This is a genomic window from Sulfitobacter sp. S190 (genome assembly GCF_025141935.1).
Taxonomy (GTDB): Bacteria; Pseudomonadota; Alphaproteobacteria; order Rhodobacterales; family Rhodobacteraceae; genus Sulfitobacter.
On sequence record NZ_CP081120.1, the window covers coordinates 119,713 to 141,743 of the forward strand.

At 63.2% G+C, this 22,031-nt stretch carries 20 protein-coding genes and 1 tRNA gene; 9 read left to right on the plus strand and 12 right to left on the minus strand.

The features are described 5' to 3' along the window. Positions 1-85: 85 nt before the first annotated feature. Genes lptB through K3756_RS00595 form a run of 6 tightly spaced genes read right to left on the minus strand, consistent with a single transcriptional unit; the run spans position 86 to position 4,362 of the window. Positions 86-844, minus strand: coding sequence for an LPS export ABC transporter ATP-binding protein (lptB, locus tag K3756_RS00570; protein WP_259989887.1), 759 nt, complete (start codon positions 842-844; stop codon positions 86-88). Beyond that, entirely contained in the window at positions 844-1,332 is a 489-nt protein-coding gene (gene lptA / locus K3756_RS00575; protein ID WP_259989889.1) for a lipopolysaccharide transport periplasmic protein LptA, read from the minus strand. The genes lptB and lptA overlap by 1 nt, the downstream gene beginning before the upstream one ends. 19 nt (positions 1,333-1,351) lie before the next feature. Next, positions 1,352-1,951, minus strand: coding sequence for an LPS export ABC transporter periplasmic protein LptC (gene lptC / locus K3756_RS00580; RefSeq protein WP_259989891.1), 600 nt, complete (start codon positions 1,949-1,951; stop codon positions 1,352-1,354). Positions 1,952-1,954: 3 nt separating this feature from the next. Next, complete coding sequence (locus tag K3756_RS00585) at positions 1,955-2,917, minus strand: SIS domain-containing protein (RefSeq protein WP_259989892.1); 963 nt, start codon at positions 2,915-2,917, stop codon at positions 1,955-1,957. After that, positions 2,914-3,528 (minus strand): ribonuclease D, encoded by a 615-nt coding sequence (locus K3756_RS00590; protein WP_259989894.1) that lies wholly within the window; start codon positions 3,526-3,528, stop codon positions 2,914-2,916. Before K3756_RS00590 ends, K3756_RS00585 begins: the two co-directional genes overlap by 4 nt. A gap of 51 nt (positions 3,529-3,579) precedes the next feature. Further along, a complete protein-coding gene (locus tag K3756_RS00595; RefSeq protein ID WP_259989896.1) occupies positions 3,580-4,362 on the minus strand; it encodes a PaaX family transcriptional regulator C-terminal domain-containing protein in 783 nt (260 codons plus the stop codon). A 165-nt stretch (positions 4,363-4,527) separates the two neighbouring features. Here K3756_RS00595 and glmM point away from each other — a divergent pair, with 165 nt between their 5' ends. Further along, entirely contained in the window at positions 4,528-5,871 is a 1,344-nt protein-coding gene (gene glmM / locus K3756_RS00600) for a phosphoglucosamine mutase (RefSeq protein WP_259989898.1), read from the plus strand. An 11-nt stretch (positions 5,872-5,882) separates the two neighbouring features. Here glmM and K3756_RS00605 read toward each other — a convergent pair whose 3' ends face one another. The 6 genes from K3756_RS00605 to K3756_RS00630 all read right to left on the minus strand — a co-directional run bounded on the left by K3756_RS00605 (position 5,883) and on the right by K3756_RS00630 (position 10,859). Continuing rightward, a complete protein-coding gene (locus K3756_RS00605) occupies positions 5,883-6,965 on the minus strand; it encodes an alpha/beta hydrolase (protein WP_259989900.1) in 1,083 nt (360 codons plus the stop codon). A gap of 140 nt (positions 6,966-7,105) precedes the next feature. Then, positions 7,106-7,948: an MBL fold metallo-hydrolase gene (locus K3756_RS00610; RefSeq protein ID WP_259989902.1), complete on the minus strand. Its 843-nt coding sequence runs from the start codon at positions 7,946-7,948 to the stop codon at positions 7,106-7,108. Positions 7,949-8,044: 96 nt separating this feature from the next. Beyond that, positions 8,045-8,710: an MOSC domain-containing protein gene (locus tag K3756_RS00615; protein ID WP_259989904.1), complete on the minus strand. Its 666-nt coding sequence runs from the start codon at positions 8,708-8,710 to the stop codon at positions 8,045-8,047. 37 nt (positions 8,711-8,747) lie between these two features. Further along, the gene (locus K3756_RS00620; protein ID WP_259989906.1) at positions 8,748-9,677 is read right to left on the minus strand and encodes an AraC family transcriptional regulator; all 930 of its coding nucleotides are present in this window, start codon (positions 9,675-9,677) and stop codon (positions 8,748-8,750) included. 214 nt (positions 9,678-9,891) lie between these two features. Further along, positions 9,892-10,563, minus strand: a complete 672-nt coding sequence (locus K3756_RS00625; RefSeq protein WP_259989908.1) for a HAMP domain-containing sensor histidine kinase — start codon at positions 10,561-10,563, stop codon at positions 9,892-9,894. Between the two features lie 210 nt (positions 10,564-10,773). Next, positions 10,774-10,859: transfer RNA gene (locus K3756_RS00630), tRNA-Leu, on the minus strand. A 165-nt stretch (positions 10,860-11,024) separates the two neighbouring features. On the opposite strand from K3756_RS00630, the gene K3756_RS00635 reads away from it, so the two are divergent. The 8 genes from K3756_RS00635 to mtgA all read left to right on the plus strand — a co-directional run bounded on the left by K3756_RS00635 (position 11,025) and on the right by mtgA (position 22,019). Then, positions 11,025-12,008: a complex I NDUFA9 subunit family protein gene (locus tag K3756_RS00635; RefSeq protein ID WP_259989910.1), complete on the plus strand. Its 984-nt coding sequence runs from the start codon at positions 11,025-11,027 to the stop codon at positions 12,006-12,008. Further along, a complete protein-coding gene (locus K3756_RS00640) occupies positions 12,008-12,811 on the plus strand; it encodes an undecaprenyl-diphosphate phosphatase (RefSeq protein WP_259989912.1) in 804 nt (267 codons plus the stop codon). The genes K3756_RS00635 and K3756_RS00640 overlap by 1 nt, the downstream gene beginning before the upstream one ends. Before the next feature lie 160 nt (positions 12,812-12,971). Next, a complete protein-coding gene (locus tag K3756_RS00645; RefSeq protein WP_259989914.1) occupies positions 12,972-14,405 on the plus strand; it encodes an NAD(P)-dependent oxidoreductase in 1,434 nt (477 codons plus the stop codon). 108 nt (positions 14,406-14,513) lie between these two features. Continuing rightward, on the plus strand, positions 14,514-14,939 hold the full coding sequence (locus tag K3756_RS00650) for a GFA family protein (protein WP_259989915.1): 426 nt from the start codon (positions 14,514-14,516) through the stop codon (positions 14,937-14,939). 5 nt (positions 14,940-14,944) lie between these two features. Then, positions 14,945-19,477 carry a glutamate synthase large subunit gene (gene gltB / locus K3756_RS00655; RefSeq protein WP_259989916.1) on the plus strand — a complete coding sequence of 1,511 codons (4,533 nt, stop codon included), beginning with the start codon at positions 14,945-14,947 and terminating at the stop codon, positions 19,475-19,477. Positions 19,478-19,611: 134 nt separating this feature from the next. Continuing rightward, positions 19,612-20,532, plus strand: a complete 921-nt coding sequence (locus K3756_RS00660) for a Hint domain-containing protein (RefSeq protein WP_259989917.1) — start codon at positions 19,612-19,614, stop codon at positions 20,530-20,532. Between the two features lie 37 nt (positions 20,533-20,569). Further along, positions 20,570-21,274, plus strand: coding sequence for an SGNH/GDSL hydrolase family protein (locus K3756_RS00665; protein ID WP_259989919.1), 705 nt, complete (start codon positions 20,570-20,572; stop codon positions 21,272-21,274). A gap of 19 nt (positions 21,275-21,293) precedes the next feature. Then, entirely contained in the window at positions 21,294-22,019 is a 726-nt protein-coding gene (gene mtgA / locus K3756_RS00670; RefSeq protein ID WP_259989921.1) for a monofunctional biosynthetic peptidoglycan transglycosylase, read from the plus strand. Positions 22,020-22,031: the final 12 nt, after the last annotated feature.

Here is a 22,031-nt window from a genome sequence, read left to right on the forward strand (position 1 = left end):
TATTAGATGGTCATTCAGCGCCACGAGTCAATGATTTCGCGCAAAGAGGCGGTGCAAATGAGCGTCAAAGCGCCCCGCTCTTGAATTAAGAAATCTTAAAGTTGTCGCCGAGGTAGACCCGCCGCACATCGCCGTTGTTGACGACCTCTTCGGGGGTGCCGGACATCAAGACGCGGCCTTCGTGCAGGATATAGGCGCGGTCCACGATTTCGAGTGTTTCGCGCACATTGTGGTCGGTGATCAGCACGCCAATGCCGCGCGTCTTGAGATCGGCCACAAGGCTGCGGATGTCGCCCACGCTGATCGGATCGACGCCGGCAAAGGGTTCGTCGAGCAACAGATATTTCGGATCGGCCGCCAGACAGCGGGCAATTTCGACGCGGCGCCGTTCTCCGCCCGACAGGGCCAGCGCGGGTGCCCGGCGCAGGTGCTCAATCGAGAACTCGCTGAGTAAGCGGTCGAGAGTATTGGCCTTTTTCCGGCGGTCCGATTCGACGATGTCGAGAATCGCGCTGATGTTGTCCTGCACCGACAGACCGCGAAAGATGCTCATTTCCTGCGGCAGGTACCCGATGCCCAATTGGGCGCGGCGGTACATCGGCAGGGTTGTAACGTCTTTTCCGTCGATGGTGACAGTGCCGCCTTCGGGCGTGACGAGACCGGCCACGGAGTAGAAGGTCGTCGTTTTGCCCGACCCGTTCGGCCCGAGCAGTGCGACCACTTCGCCCCGGTTCAGTTCCATCGAAAAGTCGCGGATCACGATCTTCTTGCGGTACGATTTGCGCAAGTGCTCAATGCGCAATCCCGCGCTGCCCTGCGACAGTTTCAAGTCGGGAGACGCCATCAATCGCTGCCTGTCTGTAGCCGGGTCTTTACGTTACCTGACATACGCGCGGTGCCATCTTCGAGCTGCACGGTCATCTGGTCGGCGCTGACGGCGCTTGCACCTTGCACCAGCAAAACATCGCCCCGCATCACGATGGTACCGGTCTCGATGCTGTAGTCCGCCCGCGATGCTTCGGCGGCATCGGGGCCCGACACCAGCGTCACACCGCCGGTTGCTTCCATTTTGGCGATACCGTCCTGATCGGCGCGGTACACGACAAGCACACGGGCCGCCGACAGCCGCATTTCGCCCTGTCCGATCACGACGTTGCCGGTAAAGATGGCGGTGCCGGTTTCCTGATCCACGGCAAGTTCGTCAGAGGTAACCTCGACCGGCAGGGAGGTGTCCTGCGCGATTGTGCCAAAGGCAACGCTGGTGCCCTGCGCCAAGGTGGCTGTGGCCAGAAGGCCGGAAAACAAAGCAATCAACAGCGAACGAAGAACCATCCTAAAGAACTTTCCGTAATTATTTTGGGGTGTATACCAGTTTCACCCCATCCGTGAAAAGCATTTGCGCGTTTTCGCCTTCCGCTTGTCGGTCGAGCGTCATGCCTCCGGCCTGAAGGTCACCCAGAGGGCCGGTCGCGCGCAGAGGTTCCGGCGCTTCGATGTGCATGCGCGACAGTTCTGAATCGAGCACTTCGGTGCGGATGACATAGCCTTGCGAGGTCCGGATGATCACGTCCCCGTCGAGGCGGGCGGCATTGTCGGCCATTGCCACGCGGGCGCGGTCGGCCACGATCTGTAGCCGCGATCCGCCCGCGCCGTTGAGCCGCGCCACCACATTTTCGGCGATGTTCACGCCGGTTTCGCCTTCGGGGGTGGTCAGTTTGACCGCCGAGAAGGACACTTCATCGCCCGAGGAGGTCACGCCAGAAAAGAACGGGCCCGTCACCTGTTGGTCACGCAGGCGTTCGCGGACCTCGTTTTCGGCAAAGGGAATGACCGTTTCGCCGTCCATCGCGCGCGAGATCAGGAAAAGCGTCGACAAAAGGGCGAGCGCCGCGAGCGGCAGCAGCACCTTGAGCCGTGCGATCCAACGCGAGTGACGGTCGGGGCGGTACATGCGTCACCCCAATCCGACGCGCAAACAGTCGTGGATGTGGATCAGCCCCGCAGGCACGCCCGCGGCGTCCTCTGCCACGACAAAAAGGCATGTGATCTTGCGATCGTTCATCACGCCGACGGCCTGTTCGGCCAGGGCATCGGGCGTGATCGTGGTGGGGCCCGGCGTCATCACCTCGCGCGCGGTAAGCGACAGCAGCCCGTCCATGTGGCGGCGCAGGTCCCCGTCGGTGATGATGCCGTGCAGCGCACCGTCTTCGTCCGTCACCCCCACAACGCCGAGGCTTTTCTGGCTGATTTCCAGAAGCGCGTCGGACATCGCGGTGTCGAGTGTGACGAGCGGCAGCGATTTGCCGGAGTGCATGAGATCGGCCACGCGGCTGAGCTGTGCGCCCAGTTTGCCGCCCGGGTGGAAGGCGCGGAAGTCCGCCCGGCTGAACGAGCGGTTTTCCATCAGCGCGATTGCCAACGCATCGCCCATCGCCAGTGTCAGCGTTGTCGATGTGGACGGGACAACGCCGGTGCCGCAAGCCTCGCCCAGTTTCGGCAGTTCCAGCACCACATCACAATGCGCGCCGAGGCTTGAGTCTGGCCGGCTAGTGATACCGACAAGCGGAATGGCGTAGCGGCGCGAGTATGCCACAAGGTTTGCCAGTTCGGGCGCTTCGCCGGAATTCGAGATCGCCAGCACCACATCGGCCTTGGTGATCATGCCCAGATCGCCGTGGCTTGCCTCGGCGGGGTGCACGAATTGCGCAGGTGTACCGGTGCTGGCCAGCGTGGCCGCGATTTTGCACCCGATGTGCCCCGATTTGCCGATGCCCGTCACGATGACGCGCCCGCTGGCGGCTTTCAGCAGGTCGATGGCCGCCCGAAACCGGTCGTCCAGACCATTGGCGAGCGTGTTGAGCGCGTCTGCTTCGGTGGTGATGACCCGGCGGGCCGTATCAATGAAGGGAGTGTTCATGAGTGTGCAAAAATATCCGTATCTGGCCAGCCTTCGAGATCGAGGCGGGCGCGCATGGGAAGAAAGTCGAAGCAGGCCTGTGCGATGTCCATCCGGTCTTCGCGCAGGAGCCGTTCGTTCAGAACGTCGCGCAGTTTGTGCAGGTGCAGCACGTCCGACGCGGCATAATCAATTTGCGCCTGGGTCAGCGTTTCGGCGCCCCAATCGCTGGATTGCTGTTGTTTCGAGATGTCGGTGCCAAGCAGTTCCTGCACCAGCTTTGCCAGCCCGTGGCGGTCGGTATAGGTCCGGATCAGGCGGCTCGCGATCTTGGTGCAGTAGACCGGTGCGGTTGTGGCGCCGAAGGCGTTGAGCATCGCCGCAATGTCGAAACGCCCGTAGTGGAACAGCTTGAGCACATTCGGGTCCTGCAGGAGGCGCACGAGGTTGGGCGCGTCTGTCTGGCCTTTGTGGATCTGGACAAGATGCGCGGTGCCGTCGCCCGACGACAGCTGCACCACACACAGCCTGTCGCGGTGCGGATGCAGGCCCATCGTTTCGCAATCGATGGCGACCATGGCCCCGAGGTCCAGCCCGTCGGGCAGATCTTTCTGATGAACGTGATGTGTCATGGCGTGCTCTATATCGGGGCGGTCGCGCGGTGGAAAGGTCGCAGGCCGCGTTCAGTCGGGTCGTATGTCATCCAGATCGGGGCGGTCGAACCGCGCCAGCAGGGTGGCGACCTGTTCATGGCATGTGTGACCCGGCCAGTCCTTTGGCAAGAGCGCGGTCGGAAGATCGGGATGGCGCAGTACGATCCGCCGCCAGTTGTGCACCACCAGACAGCGCAGAACCGCCACCTGCAGCGCGGAGAGATCACCGGGCCCAAGCACCGCCGCCGCGTCGCGCAGGATCGGCAACAGCGCGCGGTAGTCGGAGGTGGGCAGCGTCTGGGCGATCTGGTTGCGCAGCCAGTCGGGTGCGTGCGCCCCGTCAAGCATCAGCGCGTCCGCCACCGGCGCGTCATCGCCCCCGGCACCGCCAAGATAGACCCTAGGCATCAGCGCCACAAAGCCACGCGCCTGCATATCGTCGCGGTGGGTCGGGCCGTTGTGGTCCAGCAGCGCCAATTGCCACGTGTCACCAAAGGGGCGTGGCGGTCCGTAGATGCGGGCGGAGGCCGCGATGCTTTGGGCGCGGCCCAGCGGGGTCAGGCGGTGGCGTCGGATCCGGCCGGTTTTCTCCGACTCGATCCAGCCATCATTGCGCAGCCGGTAAAGCGCCACGCGCACGGCTTCGGGTTTGATGTCCATCGCGTGCATCAACGCACCCAGCACCGGCCCGTCGATGGCGCTGTCGGGGTCTTGCGCCAGATCGCCGAAGAGGCTGACCACGAGCGACCAGACGCGTTGCCCTCCCAGCGTCAGCAGCGCCTGTGTGATGCGGTCGAGGGAGGTGTGCGCCATGTCGCTGTCGGTCCAATCGTCAATTCCGGCCAGAGTAGGCGGCGCGCCCGCCCCCCACAAGGGACAGCGGAGCCGCCGTTTTGCGTGTTGTGTTGACCCATGCGCGGCTTTAACCCTGTGGGCGAAGGGGCCTGCGCCCGACCTACGCACGAGAAAGGCACAGCCATGTCCAGAGATCTGTTTGGCACCGATGGAATCCGCGGCGAGGCCAACACATGGCCGATGACCGCTGAAATGGCGCTCAAGCTGGGGGCCGCGGCGGGCCGGTATTTCCGGTCAGACAGCAAGCAGGAGCACCGTGTGGTGATCGGCAAGGACACGCGCCTGTCCGGTTACATGCTCGAAACCGCGCTGACGGCGGGTTTCACATCGACCGGCATGAACGTGTTTGTCTTTGGTCCGGTGCCGACGCCCGCGATCGGGTATCTGACCCACAGTCTCCGGGCAGACATGGGTGTGATGATTTCGGCCAGCCACAATCAGGCCACGGACAACGGCATCAAGTTTTTCGGCCCCGACGGTTTCAAGCTGTCGGACGAGGACGAGGGCAACATCCAGGCGCTCGTCGAGAAGGGCGTGACGCCCGCGCGCCCCGAAAACATCGGCCGTGCGCGCCGGATGGAGGACGCGCTGGGCCGGTATGTCGAATACGCCAAGACGACCTTTCCGCACCGCAAGCGGCTGGACGGTCTGCGCGTGGTTGTCGATTGCGCGAATGGCGCGGCCTACAAGGCTGCACCGCGGGTTTTGTGGGAATTAGGTGCGGAGGTGATCCCGATCGGGGTGTCGCCTGACGGCTACAACATCAACCGCGAGTGCGGATCGACGCACCCCAGTGCCTGCGCCGCGAAAGTGCGAGAAAGCCGCGCCGATATCGGTATCTGTCTGGACGGCGATGCAGACCGCGTCATCCTGATTGACGAAAAGGGCGCCGAGATCGACGGCGACCAGATTATGGGTTTGATTGCGTCACGCTGGGCGGCTGATGGCACGCTGGCGGGCAATACGCTGGTGACGACGGTGATGTCGAACCTCGGGCTGGAACGCTTTTTGAACGCCAACAACATCAACATGGTGCGCACGGCGGTCGGCGACCGCTATGTCGTCGAGGAAATGCGGGCTCATGGCTACAATCTGGGTGGTGAGCAATCGGGCCATGTGGTGATGACGGATTATGCCACGACAGGGGATGGCCTGATCGGTGCGCTGCAATTTCTGTCGGCAATGGTGGTCAGCGGCAAGCGGGCCAGCGCGCTGGGCCGTGTGTTCGATACGATTCCGCAAAAGCTGGTCAATGTGCGCTATGCTCGTGGCAAGGCCCCGCTGGAAAGCGATGCGGTGCAGGACGCCATCGCAAAGGGAGAGAAGAAGCTGGGCGCGTCGGGCCGTTTGCTCATCCGCAAATCGGGCACCGAGCCGTTGATCCGCGTGATGGGAGAAGCGGAGGACACCCATCTGCTGAACGAGGTCATTGCCAGCATCGTGGAGCGGGTCAACGAGGAAGCCTGAGCGGCGGCGCGTCAGCCGTCTGCGGGCGGGCGCGCGCGGGCCACGCCATCGGCGCCCACGTCGAACGCCGACAGGTCGACTTCGCCGTTTTCCTCCGAATTGATGAGGTCCCGCAGCACCCCGATGGCCAGCGGTGACGTCAGCGGCACCAGATGATCGAGATGCGATCCATCCTCGAGCGCGGTGAAGTCGATGAGCCGGATCTTGAAGCCTTCGATATGCGATGCCTCGTTGAGATTGCCGACCTTCTGCCGCCCGATGTTGAGAAACGCCGCAAGGTTCAGCGCCTTGTCGTCACGGTTCGACATGATCACGAAAGGGTCCGGCAATGTGCCGATCGCGGTGGCCTGTGCCCGGAAGAGATCGGGGTCGATGTCGGGCGAGATGAGCGTCACGACGCGTAGGTCGTCGAGCACATCGCGCCGTCCGGTGATGGCAAGCTGGCGCAGCGCCTCCATCGTGAGCTGGGCCCCCATCGAATGGGCTATGAGCCGGATGCTTTTATTCGTGCGGCGGCCAAGATCGGTCAGCAGATCGGCCAGCGGATCGCGCGAAAACAGGACGCTGTCACGGTCATAGATGTAACCGCGCGCCGACCCCGAAGAAGGCCATGCAAAAAGGATGCGGGGCGCTTTGATCCCGAAATCATGGCCGATCTGGGCAAAGCGGTAGAGCGCCTCGGACGGGGTGTTGTTGAACCCGTGGACAAAAACCACGACGTCGTCGCCCGGCTTCTCGGCGATGGCGCGGATAAAGGCGCTGTCGGTGCCGAAATCCCGCGCGCCCACCACGGCGAAATCGGTGGCGGTGTCGGGGGTGTCCCGCGGCCATTCGATCTGGCCAAGGGCGTGGGTCGGCGGGATCGACACATCATAGCGTGCAAAACGGACATTCGGGTTGCGGTCGCGTTGCTGGTCAAGGCTTTGCGTGCTGGGCAGCCTGCCGCTTGTCACATAGATCGGCTGTACCGACGCGCGGGTATCGGGATCGGCGTAGGCGATCGTATCGGGCAGGGGCGTGCAGGCCGCAAGCAAGAGAAGTGCAGCCGCCAACAGGCCTTTGACGGCGGTCAGGATCGGAGGAGTGTCGGCCATGCGGTGCGGTTCCTGCGAGGGGCGTTCGCCGCAGTGTCGCCCGCCGGGCCGCATTTGTATACCACATGCCCGCCGGTTTCAGCAGCAATCGGGGCCGAGCGCACAATTCGCGACCACCGGCCCGACCCCGTTCAGGTGCATCACACCGTCACGACGTCGCCATCGCCGGGGATGATCACGCGGTCGCGCATGTCAGCGTCCAGCGATTGCAGCGCCTCTTGCAGATCGGCGCGGGTGGAAAAGCAATGATCCAGCGCGTCCATGTGGATGGCGATGATGCGTGCCTGAGGATTGGCGGCAAGAGCGTGTTCGGTGAATTGCACCGTCTGGGCGGCATCCATCAGCAACAGGTCCGGCGACAGCGCCTCGATCACCGGTCCGCCGGAATGGGCAATGACAACATCGGGTTTGGTTCCGGCCAGAATGGCGGCGACCTCGCCTTTGTCATCGAGAATCGTATCGCCCGCCCAATAAAGCGTCGGGTGGCCTTCGGCAGAGAGAATGAGCCCGTTCACGCCGCCCATCAATTCGCCCAGCTTGCCCTTGCCGTGGCGCGCAAAGACTTGCCGGATTGTGATGCCCCGGAACGTGATGTGATCGGCCGTATCAGAGCCTATCTCGGTGACATCCGTGAATCCGTGGCCTTGAAGGCTGTCGATGAAGGGCGTCAGCTGGTCGGGGTTGGATTTGTCCGACGGGGCGCCATTGCGCGGGGTCAGCACCGGCAGTGACTTGTCCAGCGCCTGCGCCGCGGCACCATCGAAGTGATCGCCGTGCATGTGGCTGACAATCACCGCGTCGATATCGGCGATGACGGTTGCCACGTCCGTAGGCAGATCGACGGTCGGGTTCTGCGCGACACCTGCAAAACTGGGCAGGGCGCCTTTGTCGGACAGCATCGGATCTAGCAGGAATGTGGTGCCTGCGTAGGTCAGTTTGGCGGTTGCGTTGCGGAAGAAGTGGTATCGGATCGGTTGGGTCATGGCGGGCCTGCCTATCTGGTTAAAGGGATGGGGGTGGTGTGAGGGTAAGCGCGCGTCCGGCGGGCGATATACAAGGATGTTGCGATTCGTGGTCCGCTAGCCGCCGTTTGCGCGCCGGGCGAAATCGTGCCGCCAACGCCGCGACAAAGGCGCGAGATCGGCCAGACGCTGCGCGCGTTCGGTCGGCAGATGCGGATCGAACCGTGCGGCGGTCACCGCGTGGACCGTCCAGTCGGGCGCGGGGCGTTCGATGACGTGCATGAAGGCGTCGGGCGTCACGGTTCCCGGTGCTAGCACCCTGTAATACCAGCCGGTCCGCTGTGTCTTGCGAAATCTGTAGGCCAGATCGGGGAGCCCCAGATGCGCGTCCAGTTTCCAGCAAGGCTCGCGCCCTTGGGAGATTTGCACCCGTGCAGAGCCGAGACTGAGCACGTCGCCGATGCACAGCGTGTGTTCGTCCATGCCGGTGGTGGCGATGTTTTCGCCAAAGCAGCCCGGCGCGAATCGGGTGGCGTAATCCGGATAACGCGATTGCCAGAACGCCATGTGATCGGCGTCATAGTGGTGGATCGCCTGATCGGGGCCGCCGTGTACGCTCGGATCGGCCTGTGCATCACCGTCCAGTCCCAATTCGGTGATCTGGCATCTGCCGGTGCGGGCAGATTTCGCGATCGCGGAAGCGGGTTTTCCGTCCCAAAGGGTCTGGATCTTGCCGGTAAAGAGCCCCACCACCTGCCCGAAAGGATCGCCGGAATAGGTCACTGCGGGCCCTCGGATCCTGCGTGATCCGCCCGTGCGATCACTGGCACAGCGCGGCGCGGTAGGCACCCGGCGTCAGGCCGGTGTGTTCGCGGAATTTTGTCGTGAAATAGGCCTGGCTCGAAAAACCGCAGGCATAGGCAATGTCGGCCAGCCCGTCGTCGGTCCGGGCCAGCAGTGCGCGGCTCGCTTCGATGCGGCGGGCCGTGACGAACATGTGCGGGGTCGTGTTGGTGGCCAGTTTGAAGCAGCGAGAGAAGTGGTACATCGACAGCCCCGCGATTGCGGCGAGTTCGTCAAGCGCCATGGTCCGGTCAAGGTTGGCATCGACATAATCGGTCACTTCGACCAGCCGCCGCGCGTCCAGCGGCAGAACGGAACCGGGGTCTTCCGCGCTCGATTTGCTATCGGCCAGCCCGGCCAGGGTGCCCAGAAGCGTCATGAACAACCCGTCGACAAGCAGCGATGCGCCGGGCCCGTCCTGTGTGCTGTGGTCCCAGATGCGGTTCATCAGGTTGGGGATCGCGCCGTTGAAGATATCGCGGTTATAAAGCGGTTCGAGTGAGGACAGCGCGCTTGTACCGCTGCCGTCTCCGGCCATCATCCGGTCCACATTCAGCTTGGGCAATGCGAGCATGAGCAACTGGTGATCGCCCTGTCCTTCCCAGTATGAGGCAGCATCGGCGGGGGCGAGATAGAAGCTGCCCTTGCGACCGGACAGGGTGACGCGGCCGTTGCCGCAATCGACGCTGGAGTGTGACATGTCGCTTTCCAGCACCAGCCGGAAGACAATCTGCTCGACCGCGGGGTCGGCGGTTTCGTGGCTTTGCTGGTCGACACGGATCAGGTTCAGCGGCATGGATCCCGCGGTGCGGGTCTGCTGGGGAAACCTGTTGTAAAGCGCGCCGTAAACCGATCCGTAATCGCCGCATCCGCGGGCCGTATCGCTTTGGCACATCTGAAGTCCCATCGGGGGCCGGTCCTTTGTTGCGTCGGGTTGAGAGTGAAGCCGTCACGCCCAGCATAGAAAAGGAATCGCCGGTTGTATTTTGATTTCTTGCGATTGGCCTGTGGCCGCCGGTTGTCGGCGGCGCGAAAAGGCGGGCGGATGGAGGATGAGCCATCCGCCCTGTGGACTTGCGCCTGTTGCCGGGAGAAGCCGTGACGCAAGCCGGGATCGCAAATCAGCGCGGCGTGTCGGGCAGCACGAGGGAGAACGCGGTGCCATCGGGCGAGCTGTGCTGGAGATGCAGGTCCGCGCCCATTTCCTTGGCCAGTCCGACAGCCGTCATCAGGCCGTAGCCGATGCGCCCCGCGGGCGGGCTGGGCCGGTCGATGCGCGGAAACAGATGGTCGATGATATGTGCAGGCAAGCCCGGCCCGTCATCGGCCACGGTGATGTGGATATCGCCCCGCTCGCGCCGTGCGTGAAGCGATACGGTGCTGCCCTTGTGGCTGCGCACCGCGTTGGCGGCGTTCACCGCAAGGTTGTAGAGCAGGCGGAACAGCGCGGTCTGGTCACAGCGCAGGGCCACATCCGGCGCGACGGACACTTTGAACAGGGGATGGTCGAACCTGTCTTCGAACTGGGGCGCGATGAGAACGCCGATCTGTTCGAGAACGGCGTGGATGGCCGGTGCATCGTGCGGGGTTGCAGTTGGGGTACGCTCGGCATCGGCAAGATCGGTCTGGCAGATGTTGACCACATGGTCGATGGCCCGCGCAATGCGGGCGGCGCGGCGGGCCACCTGCGCGTCGGCGTGTGTGCTGAGGTGTTCGGTCGCCAGTGCCGCGCTGGCGAGATAGCCGCGAATGTCATGGGCTGCGCTGCGCATTGTCAGGATGGGATGGTCCATGAAAGTCCTCCGGTCGGGGGATGCTCGGCGAATGAGGCAGTGGACCACAACTTTAGGCTGATAGAATACGGGGGTCTTTCACACGTTTGACAACAGTTTTCACGATCTTGCGATCCGCGATAACCGACGCAGCCCGCGCGACAGGGTGCGGTTTCAAAATAACAAGAGAGGGAGAGGTGTCTTTCGAGTTTCCGGTCATTGCCGAAAAATTGGTGCCCAGGAGAGGACTCGAACCTCCACACCGTTGCCAGTACTAGCACCTGAAGCTAGCGCGTCTACCATTCCGCCACCTGGGCACACCTTGTAGAGAGGGCGTTTAAGCCTCTCGGGTGGGGGTGTCAAACGGAAAAGTTCAATTTGACGCCCTGCGCAGACTGCCACGTGAGGGCGTTTTTTTGCGGCTTGTTTGGGGGGGCCGGGGGGGGTACACCTGCCGTGACTTTTTGCACAGGAGTTTCAGCGTGACGAAACTTGTTACCATCTACGGCGGATCCGGTTTTGTAGGGCGATACATCGCTCGGCGCATGGCGCTGGCGGGGTGGCGTGTGCGCGTCGCGGTCCGCCGCCCGAACGAAGCGATCTTTGTCAAAACCTACGGCGTGGTCGGGCAGGTGGAACCGGTGCTGTGCAACATCCGTGATGATGCGTCGGTCGCGTCGGTGATGACGGGGGCCGATGCGGTTGTGAACTGTGTCGGTGTGTTGTCCGAGGTGGGCAAGAACACGTTTGACGCGGTGCAATCCGAAGGCCCCGAGCGCATTGCGCGCATCGCCGCCGAACAGGGCGTGGCGCGGATGGTGCATGTGTCGGCGATTGGTGCCGATATGGACAGCGACAGTGATTATGCCCGCACCAAGGCCGAGGGCGAGGCGGGTGTGCTCAAGCATATGCCGAACGCGATGATCCTGCGCCCGTCGATTGTGTTTGGTCCAGAGGACGAATTCTTCAACCGTTTCGCGTCGATGACGCGGCTTGGTCCGGTGCTGCCCGTTGTGGGTGCCGCGACGCGGTTTCAGCCTGTGTACGTGGACGATGTCGCCCATGCGGCAGAGATCGGCGTGACCCATGACACCTCCGGCGTGTTCGAATTGGGCGGGCCGGTGACCCTGTCGTTCCGTGAGCTGATGCAGCTGATGTTGCAGGTGATCCGCCGTCGCCGGTTGATCGTGAACATCCCGTTTGTGGCCGCGCGGGTGATGGCATTCGGCTTTGACATGCTGGAGGCGGTGACGCTGGGGCTGTTCAAGAACGGTATGATCACGCGCGATCAGGTCCGCAACCTGCGCCGCGACAATGTCGTGGGGGATGATGCCAGGGGTTTTGACGAGCTGGGGATCGAGCCCACGGCGATGATTTCGGTCCTGCCCGAATACCTGTGGCGTTTTCGCCCCTCGGGTCAATATGACGCGATCAAGGAATCGGCACGCAACCTGCGCTCCAGCTAATGGAAAACTCAACGCTGATTGCCGCTTTTCTGGGTTTGCTGGAAGGGCTGACGGAGTTTATTCCGGTGTCTTCGACCGGGCATATTCTGCTGGCGGGACATTTTCTGGGGTTTGAATCCGCGGGCCGTGCGTTCGAGGTTGTGATCCAGTTGGGCGCGGTTCTGGCGATCCTGACGTTGTATTCGTCGCGGCTGATTTCAGTCTTTGCGGCGGCCCCCCATGATCCGGCGGCGCGGCGCTTCATCCTGTCGGTTCTGCTTGCGTTTCTGCCTGCGGTTTTCATTGGCGTCATGGCGCACGGGTTCATCAAGGAAGTGTTGTTCGAGACGCCGATGCTGATCGCGGTGATGCTGATCCTCGGCGGTGTAATCCTGTTGTTCGTGGACCGGTTTGCGCCGGAACCGGTGCACGATGATGCAATGAAGCTGCCGATCCCGATGGCCATCAAGATCGGGTTCATTCAATGCCTTGCGATGATCCCCGGCGTGTCGCGGTCGGGTGCGACCATTGTGGGTGCGCTGATGCTGGGCGCGAGCAAGCGGGCCGCGGCAGAGTTTTCGTTTTTCCTGTCGATGCCCACGATGGCGGGCGCGTTTGCTTATGACATCTACAAGAATCGCGATGTGCTGGACAGTGCGGCGCTGGGCGAGATCGCGATCGGCTTTGCGATGGCGTTTGTCAGTGCCGTTCTGGTTGTGAAATGGCTGCTGGGGTATGTCAGCCGCCACGGATACGCGCTTTTCGGTTGGTGGCGGATCGTGGTCGGGGGTGTTGCGCTGGTGTTGCTTTACAGCGGTTTTTAGCCTATAAGGTCCGTATCGGTCCTATAAATCCCAATTTAATCGCTCTGATTGCAGGGTGATGCCGCCGAAATCGACATATAGGTAAGCATTGCTGACTTTTATTCCCCTCGGGCTTGGTTTATCGGGGAGCTTCTGACGGGAATCCAAGGAAGTGAGCGCCATGGCCAAGCAACCGATGTTGAAATTTACCACTGTCGAGCGTGACATGCCCGAAAAGCGGCCTCCGAACCTACGTCGTGAGGATTTCAACGAGATTTATGCAGAGTACGCCGACGCGAAGGCCAAGGAGCAATCGAGCCGCTGCAGCCAGTGTGGCGTGCCCTATTGCCAGTCCCATTGCCCACTGCACAACAACATTCCCGACTGGCTGCGCCTGACCGCCGAAGGGCGCCTGAAGGAAGCCTATGAGGTGAGCCAGGCGACCAACACCTTCCCCGAAATCTGTGGCCGCATCTGCCCGCAGGACCGGCTGTGCGAAGGCAATTGCGTGATCGAGCAATCGGGTCACGGCACCGTCACCATCGGGTCGGTCGAAAAATACATCACGGATACGGCGTGGGAAGAAGGCTGGGTCAAGCCGATCACCGCGGCGTCCGAGCGCACGGAATCGGTGGGCATCATCGGCGCGGGCCCCGGTGGGCTGGCGGCGGCGGATTTCCTGCGCCGTGCAGGCGTGCAGGTCACCGTCTATGACCGCTATGACCGCGCGGGTGGGCTGCTGACCTATGGCATCCCCGGTTTCAAGCTGGAAAAAGACGTTGTCATGCGCCGCAATGCGCAGTTGGAAGAAGGCGGCGTGACCTTCAAGCTGAACTGCAACGTGGGCGAGGACATCGGATTTGATGACATCCGCGCGGCCCATGATGCGGTGATTATCGCCACGGGCGTGTACAAGAGCCGCGATTTGCAGGCCCCCGGCGTCGGCGCGTCCGGCGTTGTACGGGCGCTGGATTTCCTGACCGTGAGCAATCAGAAAAGTTTCGGCGACGATGTGCCCGCGTTCAGCGATGGCAGCCTGAATGCCGAAGGCAAGCGGGTTGTGGTGATCGGTGGCGGCGACACGGCGATGGACTGTGTGCGCACGTCGATCCGGCAGGGTGCGACATCGGTGAAATGCCTGTATCGTCGCGACCGCGCCAACATGCCCGGCAGCCAGCGCGAGGTTGCCAACGCCGAGGAAGAGGGCGTGATTTTCGAATGGCTGACCGCGCCCAAAGGGTTCAAGGGCGACCCCGTCGAAGGCGTGATCGTCCAGAAAATGCGGTTGGGGCAGCCCGACGCCACAGGCCGTCAGGCGCCCGAGCTGATCGAAGGTTCCGACTATGTCGAGGAGGCCGATCTGGTCATCATGGCACTCGGGTTCGAACCCGAGGACCTGCCCACGCTGTGGGGCTGCGCCGATCTGCCGGTGAACCGCTGGGGCACCGTCAAGGCCGACTATATCACCGGCAAGACCGAGGCCGAGGGCGTGTATGCCGTGGGCGATATCGTGCGCGGCGCATCGCTGGTGGTCTGGGCGATCAAGGACGGGCGCGACTGCGCCGAGGCCATCCTCGAAAGCTTTAACGCAAGCGCGTCTGTCGCCGCGGAGTGAGTGTATGACATCTGTGCACCGCCTGTGCACAGGAACGTCATACGCCGAGACAGACGCCAAAGGTTAATAGGGCAGCGATGCTGTCGTGAAACACGGGAAAGATGAACAATGTCTGACGCCCACAAGATCGAAGGTCAGTGCCTGTGCGGTGCTGTGACGGTGACGGCGATGGTCACCGACCCCAAGCTGCGGGCCTGTCATTGCGACATGTGCAACCGCCACACCGGCGGCCCGTTCTTTTCGGTCAACGCCGATCCGGCGACGGTGCAGGTGAGCGGCACGCCCGCCACCTACCGGTCGTCCGACTGGGCCGAGCGGGGGTTCTGTGCGACTTGCGGATCGACCCTGTGGTACGCGACCGTGCACGACGGTGCGCGCCATCTGTCGGCCGGACTGTTCGACAACGCCGCCGGCGGCACGCTGGCCATTGAATTTTTCGCCGATGCCTGTCCGCAAGGGTACGCATTGGCCGGCAGCCACAAGAAGCTGACCACCCCAGAGACAATCGCGCTGTTTGCGCCCGACGAAGGATAAGCCAGATGACCAAATACGATGATGCATGGGTTGCCCGCGAAGAAGCCAAGCGTGCGATGATGGCCGAAAAGGGTCTGTATTCCCCCGAGGAGGAGCATTCGTCCTGCGGTGTGGGTCTGGTCGTCAACATCGACGGCAAGCGCACGCGCGAAGTGGTCGAGAACGGGATCAAGGCGCTCAAGGCGATCTGGCACCGCGGCGCGGTGGATGCGGACGGCAAGACCGGCGATGGCGCGGGTATTCACGTGCAGATCCCCGTGCCGTTTTTCTATGATCAGGTGGAGCGCACGGGCCACAAGCCGCGCCGCGACGAGCTGATCGCGGTGGGTCAGGTGTTTTTGCCGCGGACCGATTTTGGCGCGCAGGAGACCTGCCGGACCATCGTGGAAACCGAAGTGCTGCGCATGGGCTACTATATCTATGGCTGGCGCCACGTGCCGGTCAGCGTTGACTGTCTGGGCGAAAAGGCCAATGCGACCCGCCCCGAGATCGAGCAGATCCTGATTTCCAACGCCAAGGGTGTTGACGAGGAAACATTCGAGCGCGAGCTCTATGTCATTCGCCGCCGGATCGAGAAGGCCGCGGTCGCGGCACAGGTGCCGACGCTTTATATCGCGTCGATGTCCTGCCGCTCGATCATCTACAAGGGGATGATGCTGGCCGAGCAGGTGGCCGAATTCTATCCCGATCTGATGGACGAGCGGTTCGAGAGCGCATTCGCCATCTATCACCAGCGCTATTCGACCAACACGTTCCCGCAGTGGTGGTTGGCGCAGCCGTTCCGCATGCTAGCCCACAACGGCGAGATCAACACGCTCAAGGGCAATCTGGGCTGGATGAAGTCGCACGAGATCCGCATGGCGAGCGCCGCCTTTGGCGACATGGCCGAGGATATCAAGCCGATCGTTGCCTCGGGGTCGTCGGATTCGGCGGCGCTGGATTCGGTGTTCGAGGTGCTGGTGCGCGCGGGCCGGTCCGCGCCGATGGCGAAAACCATGCTGGTGCCCGAAAGCTGGTCCAAGCAGGCGGTGGAGCTGCCGCAGGCGTGGCGCGACATGTATTCCTATTGCAACAGCGTGATGGAGCCGTGGGACGGCCCTGCCGCGCTGGCCATGACCGACGGGCGCTGGGTGTGTGCCGGGCTGGACCGCAACGGCCTGCGGCCCATGCGCTATGTTGTGACCAGCGACGGGATGCTGATCGCCGGGTCCGAGGCGGGCATGGTGCCGCTGGACGAGGCGCGGGTCGTGCGCAAGGGCGCGTTGGGTCCAGGCCAGTTGCTGGCGGTCGATATGGCCGAGGGCAAGCTGTATGGCGACACCGAGATCAAGGACAAGCTGGCCGCGGCGCGCCCCTTCGGCGAGTGGGTCGGCAAGATCAACGAGTTGGACGATGCGCTGGCCGGGGTGACCGAGAAGCCGCTGTTCACCGGGGCCGAGCTGCGCCGCCGTCAGGTGGCCGCGGGCTATACCATCGAGGAGCTGGAGCAGATCCTTGCCCCGATGGCCGAGGACGGCAAGGAAACGCTGGCGTCGATGGGTGATGATACGCCGAGCGCCGTCTTGTCGGGCAAGTACCGCCCGCTGAGCCATTTTTTCCGCCAGAACTTCAGCCAGGTGACCAACCCGCCGATCGACAGCCTGCGCGAATTCCGGGTGATGAGCCTCAAGACGCGGTTCGGCAACCTCAAGAACGTGCTGGAAGAGGACAGCAGCCAGACCGAGATTCTGGTGCTGGACAGCCCGTTTGTGGGCAATGCCCAGTTTGACGAGCTGACCCGCCAGTTCAACGCCGATCTGGCCACCATCGATTGCACATTTACCCCCGGCAACGGCACGCTGAATGCCGCGCTGCACCGCATCCGCGACGAGGCGGAGGACGCAGTACGCTCGGGCGCGGGCCATATCGTGCTGACCGACCAGAACAGCGATGCCGAGCGCGTCGCGATGCCGATGATCCTTGCGACGAGCGCGGTGCACAGCCATCTGACGCGCAAGGGGCTGCGGACGTTTACCTCGCTGAACGTGCGGTCGGCGGAATGTATCGATCCGCATTACTTTGCCGTGCTGATCGGGTGCGGGGCGACGGTGGTCAACGCCTATCTCGCCGAGGATTCGCTGGCCGACCGGATCGAGCGCGGATTGCTGGACGTGGACCTGACCGCCGCGATTGCCCGTTACCGCGAGGCGATCGACGCGGGTCTGCTCAAGATCATGGCGAAGATGGGGATTTCCGTCATCTCGAGCTATCGCGGGGGTCTGAACTTCGAGGCCGTCGGCCTGAGCCGCGCGATGTGCGCCGAGTTCTTCCCCGGCATGACCAGCCGCATCAGCGGCATCGGGGTCAGCGGCATCCAGCGCAAGGCCGAGGAAGTCCACGGCAAGGGCTGGATCGGGGATGACACGGTGCTGCCCATCGGCGGGTTCTACAAGGCCCGTCAATCGGGCGAGACCCACGCGTGGGAAGCGACCAGCATGCACATGATGCAGGCCGCGTGTAACCGCGCGTCTTACGAGATGTGGAAGCAGTATTCGGCCAAGATGCAGAGCAATCCGCCGATCCATCTGCGCGATCTGCTGGACATCAAGGCGCTGGGCAAGCCGATCCCGATCGAGGAGGTCGAAAGCATCACCGCGATCCGCAAACGGTTCGTCACGCCGGGCATGTCGCTGGGCGCGCTGAGCCCCGAGGCGCACAAGACGCTGAACGTGGCGATGAACCGCATCGGCGCGAAATCGGACAGCGGCGAGGGCGGCGAAGACCCGGCGCATTTCGTGCCCGAGCCCAATGGCGACAACCCGTCCGCGAAGATCAAGCAGGTCGCGTCGGGGCGTTTCGGCGTCACGGCAGAGTATCTTAACCAGTGCGAAGAGCTGGAGATCAAGGTCGCGCAGGGTGCGAAACCCGGCGAGGGTGGGCAGCTGCCCGGCATGAAGGTCACCGACCTGATTGCCCGTTTGCGCCATTCCACGCCCGGTGTGACGCTGATTTCACCGCCACCGCACCACGATATCTATTCCATCGAGGATCTGGCGCAGCTGATCTATGACCTCAAGCAGATCAACCCGCGCTGCAAGGTGACGGTCAAGCTGGTCGCGTCGAGCGGTGTCGGTACGATTGCGGCCGGTGTGGCGAAGGCAAAGGCCGACATCATCCTGATTTCGGGCCACAACGGCGGCACCGGCGCGTCGCCCGCGACCTCGATCAAATACGCTGGCCTGCCGTGGGAAATGGGTCTGACCGAAGCGCATCAAGTGCTCTCGATGAACAAGCTGCGCGGCCGCGTCACGCTGCGCACCGATGGCGGGTTGCGCACGGGCCGCGACATCGTGATGGCCGCGATGCTGGGGGCCGAGGAGTACGGCATCGGCACCGCCGCGCTGATCGCGATGGGCTGTATCATGGTGCGCCAGTGCCAGTCCAACACCTGCCCCGTGGGCGTGTGTACGCAGGACGAAGCGCTGCGCGACAAGTTCACCGGCAATGCCGACAAGGTCGTCAACCTGATCACCTTCTACGCCACCGAGGTCCGCGAGATTCTGGCGAGCATCGGCGCGCGCTCGCTGGATGACGTGATCGGCCGTGCCGATCTGCTGGCGCAGGTCAGCCGCGGGTCGGCGCATCTGGATGATCTGGATCTCAACCCGCTGTTGATTTCGGTCGATGATGCCCATGACACGATTTACGACCGTGACAAGGACCGCAACGTGGTGCCCGACACGCTGGACGCGCAGATCGTGCGCGATGCGGCGCGGTTCCTTGAGGATGGCGAGAAGATGCAGCTGTCTTACGCGGTGCAGAACACGCACCGTACCGTAGGCACCCGTGTCAGCAGCCATATCGTCAAACGCTTTGGCATGCGCAACGATTTGCAGGCCGATCACCTGACGGTGAAGTTGTCGGGGTCCGCGGGCCAGTCACTGGGCGCATTCGCGGCACCGGGGCTGAAGCTGGTCGTGGCGGGTGATGCCAATGACTATGTCGCCAAGGGTCTGTCGGGTGGTACGGTCGTCGTGCGCCCGCCGATGGCCAGTGCGATTGTTGCCGCCGAGAATACGATCATCGGCAACACGGTTCTGTACGGCGCGACCGACGGCTATCTGTTTGCGGCAGGCCGTGCCGGTGAGCGGTTCGCGGTGCGCAACTCGGGCGCCAAGGTCGTCATCGAGGGCTGTGGCAGCAACGGGTGTGAGTATATGACCGGCGGCGTCGCGGTCATTCTGGGCAGTATCGGTGCGAACTTCGGGGCTGGCATGACGGGCGGAATGGCCTATCTGTATGATCCGGAGCGCAAGGCCCGTGACATGATGAACCATGAAACGCTGGTGACTTGTGCCGTTACCGTCGATCACTGGGTCGATCAGCTGAAGGGTTTGATCGAGGCCCACCATGCCGAAACAGGCAGCCGTGCCGCCGCAGATATCCTGCAGCACTGGGACACCGAAAAGGACAACTTTGTTCAGGTATGCCCCAAGGAGATGCTGAGCCGGATCCCCGCGCCACTGGGCACCGAAAGCACGGCTGTTCCCGCGGAATAGGGGCTGCCGATTGTGTCAGGCGGCGAAACAATCGCTGCCGCCTGACATGACAACACCCCGTTGCGGCACTAATTCCGGCGCATTTGCGCCCGATTTTGGAGGCATGTTTGGCGTGACCCAAGCAGGAGGCCGCTATGCCGACCGTCTACAAGGACCAGTTCTACACCATTGACCCCGGCAATCCGCCCGGGGGCGGGACCCCTGTGACCCAGTTCAGGGCCGAGGTGACGGATACCAACGACAACGGGTTGTTGCAGCCCGGCGATGGCGATCTGTTCGAGGGCGTCAACATCAACCGCGTCTGGGAAGGCGACACGCTGACCATCAATGTGCCCGGGGTCGGCAACGTGACCTATACCGGCACGACGTTCTACCTCGATAGCGGTCCGGCGGTGTTCACGCCGACCGACGGGCAGGTCCTGCAGGACGGGACCTTTGTCAGCTCGACCTTTGTGACCACCAGCACCAACATGCCGGTGGGCGATTTCGGCCCTACCTGTTTCACCCCCGGCACGCTAATCGACATTCCCGGCGGCACCTGCCCGGTCGAGGAGATCGCGGTGGGCGATCTGGTGCACACGATGGACAACGGCACCCAGCCGGTGCGCCTGATCCTGCGCCAGACGGTGCAGGCGGAGGGGGCCTATGCGCCGGTGCGCATCGCCGCCGGTGCGCTGGGCAATACCGCGCCGCTGTCGGTGTCACAGGAGCACCGGATGCTGATCGATGACTGGCGGGCGGAGTTGATACTGGGCTGCGAAGAGATACTGGTGGCGGCCAAGCATCTGGTCAACGGCACCACCGTGCAGGTGATGGAGGGCGGCACGGTCAGCTATGTGCATCTGCTGTTTGACGACCACCAGATCGTGTTCGGTAATGGCATCCCGTCCGAGAGCTGTTTGCCGGATGTGTGGGCACCGCATATCACCGCCGCGCAGCGCCGAGAACTATGCGCGCTGTATCCGCAGCTGGCACAGCGGCGCGGTGTGCGTGCGACCCAGACCGCCCGGCAAGTGGCCCGTGCCCGCGAGGCGCAGTGCCTGATTGCGGCGTGATCCTTTCCTTTGGGGCGTCGCGCATTAAACTTCTGTCATGACTAATTTTTTCCTGCGGTTGCTGGCCCTTTGCGGGCTGTTGTTCGGGGTGGCCTGCAGCGGGGTCGCGCCGCGTGACGGCGGCGACATTCTGGTGATCGGCGACAGTGTGCTGGCGTGGAACAACCCCACGCGTCAGGATATCGGCCGCGTTGTGGGCGCGCAGTTGCAACGCGATGTGGTGATCCGCGCGGTGCCGGGGGCCAAGTTGCAGGCAGAGCGCGCGTGGGCCGCGGCGGCGGGTTTCGACATCCGCCAGCAGTACCCCGGCGGGCGCTGGAACTGGGTTGTGATCAACGGCGGGGCCAACGATATGGGGTTCAACGACTGCGGCTGCGGTGACTGCCGGTCCGTCGTCGAGGGATTGATTTCGGCGGACGGGTCCAACGGTGTCGTTCCCGCGTTTCTGGACGAGGTCCGGCGCAGCGGGGCGCGTGTGCTGTGGATGGGATATTACAGTTCGCCGGGCACCTCGTTCGAGGGCTGTGCCGACGATCTGGACCTGCTGGAGGACCGTATCAAGCGCAATCTTGCGCGCGATCCGCGCGGGCACTTCCTTGAGGGGGAAGAGGTGCTGACGAAGGGCAACCCGGCGCATTTCGACCGCGATGACACCCATCCGTCGGTTGCCGGGTCCGCTCTTTTGGGCACAGCGCTGGCAGAAATGATCCGCGCGGTCGAGAACCGTTCACAAAACCGCTGAGCCATCCTATAGCTGGCGCATGGCACGCGCATCCAAGACGAAATCCCGACCCCGCAAATCCAAGGCCAAACCCGCGTGGACAGCCCGGTTGCGCCGGTTTTTCTGGCGTGCGCTGGCGGTCGGGTTTCTGGTTGTTGTGGGGGCGGTGCTGTTGGGGCGCGTCATCAATCCGCCCACGACGGCCTATATGTTCGGCGAAAGCCGCCGGTTGAACGGGGTCGACCAGCAGTGGACCGCGATGGAGGACATCGCGCCGGTCATGGCCCGCGCCGTGGTTGCCGCCGAGGACGCGAATTTCTGCAATCACTGGGGTTTTGATCTGGCCGCGATCAAGCTGGCGATTGCGCAGGGGTCCAACCGGGGCGCCTCTACCCTGAGCCAGCAGACGGTGAAGAACGTGTATCTGTGGCACGGGCGCAGCTGGGTCCGCAAAGCGATGGAGGCGGGGATCACCCCGATCATGGAGGCGCTTTGGCCGAAACGGCGGATACTCGAGGTGTATCTGAACGTGGCAGAATTTGACGAGGGTGTCTTTGGCGTGGAGGCGGCGGCGCGGCATTATTTCGGGGTCGGTCCGGAGAACCTCAGCGCGCAGCAGGCGGCACAGCTTGCGGCGGTGCTGCCCGCGCCCAAGAAACGGTCAGCGTCGCGGCCGACGGCATTTTTGAAGAAACGGGCCGCGCAGATCCGGTCCGGTGCGGCCACAATCCGCGAAGATGGGCGTGCGGCCTGTTTCGAGAGTTGAAGTTTGCGCCCC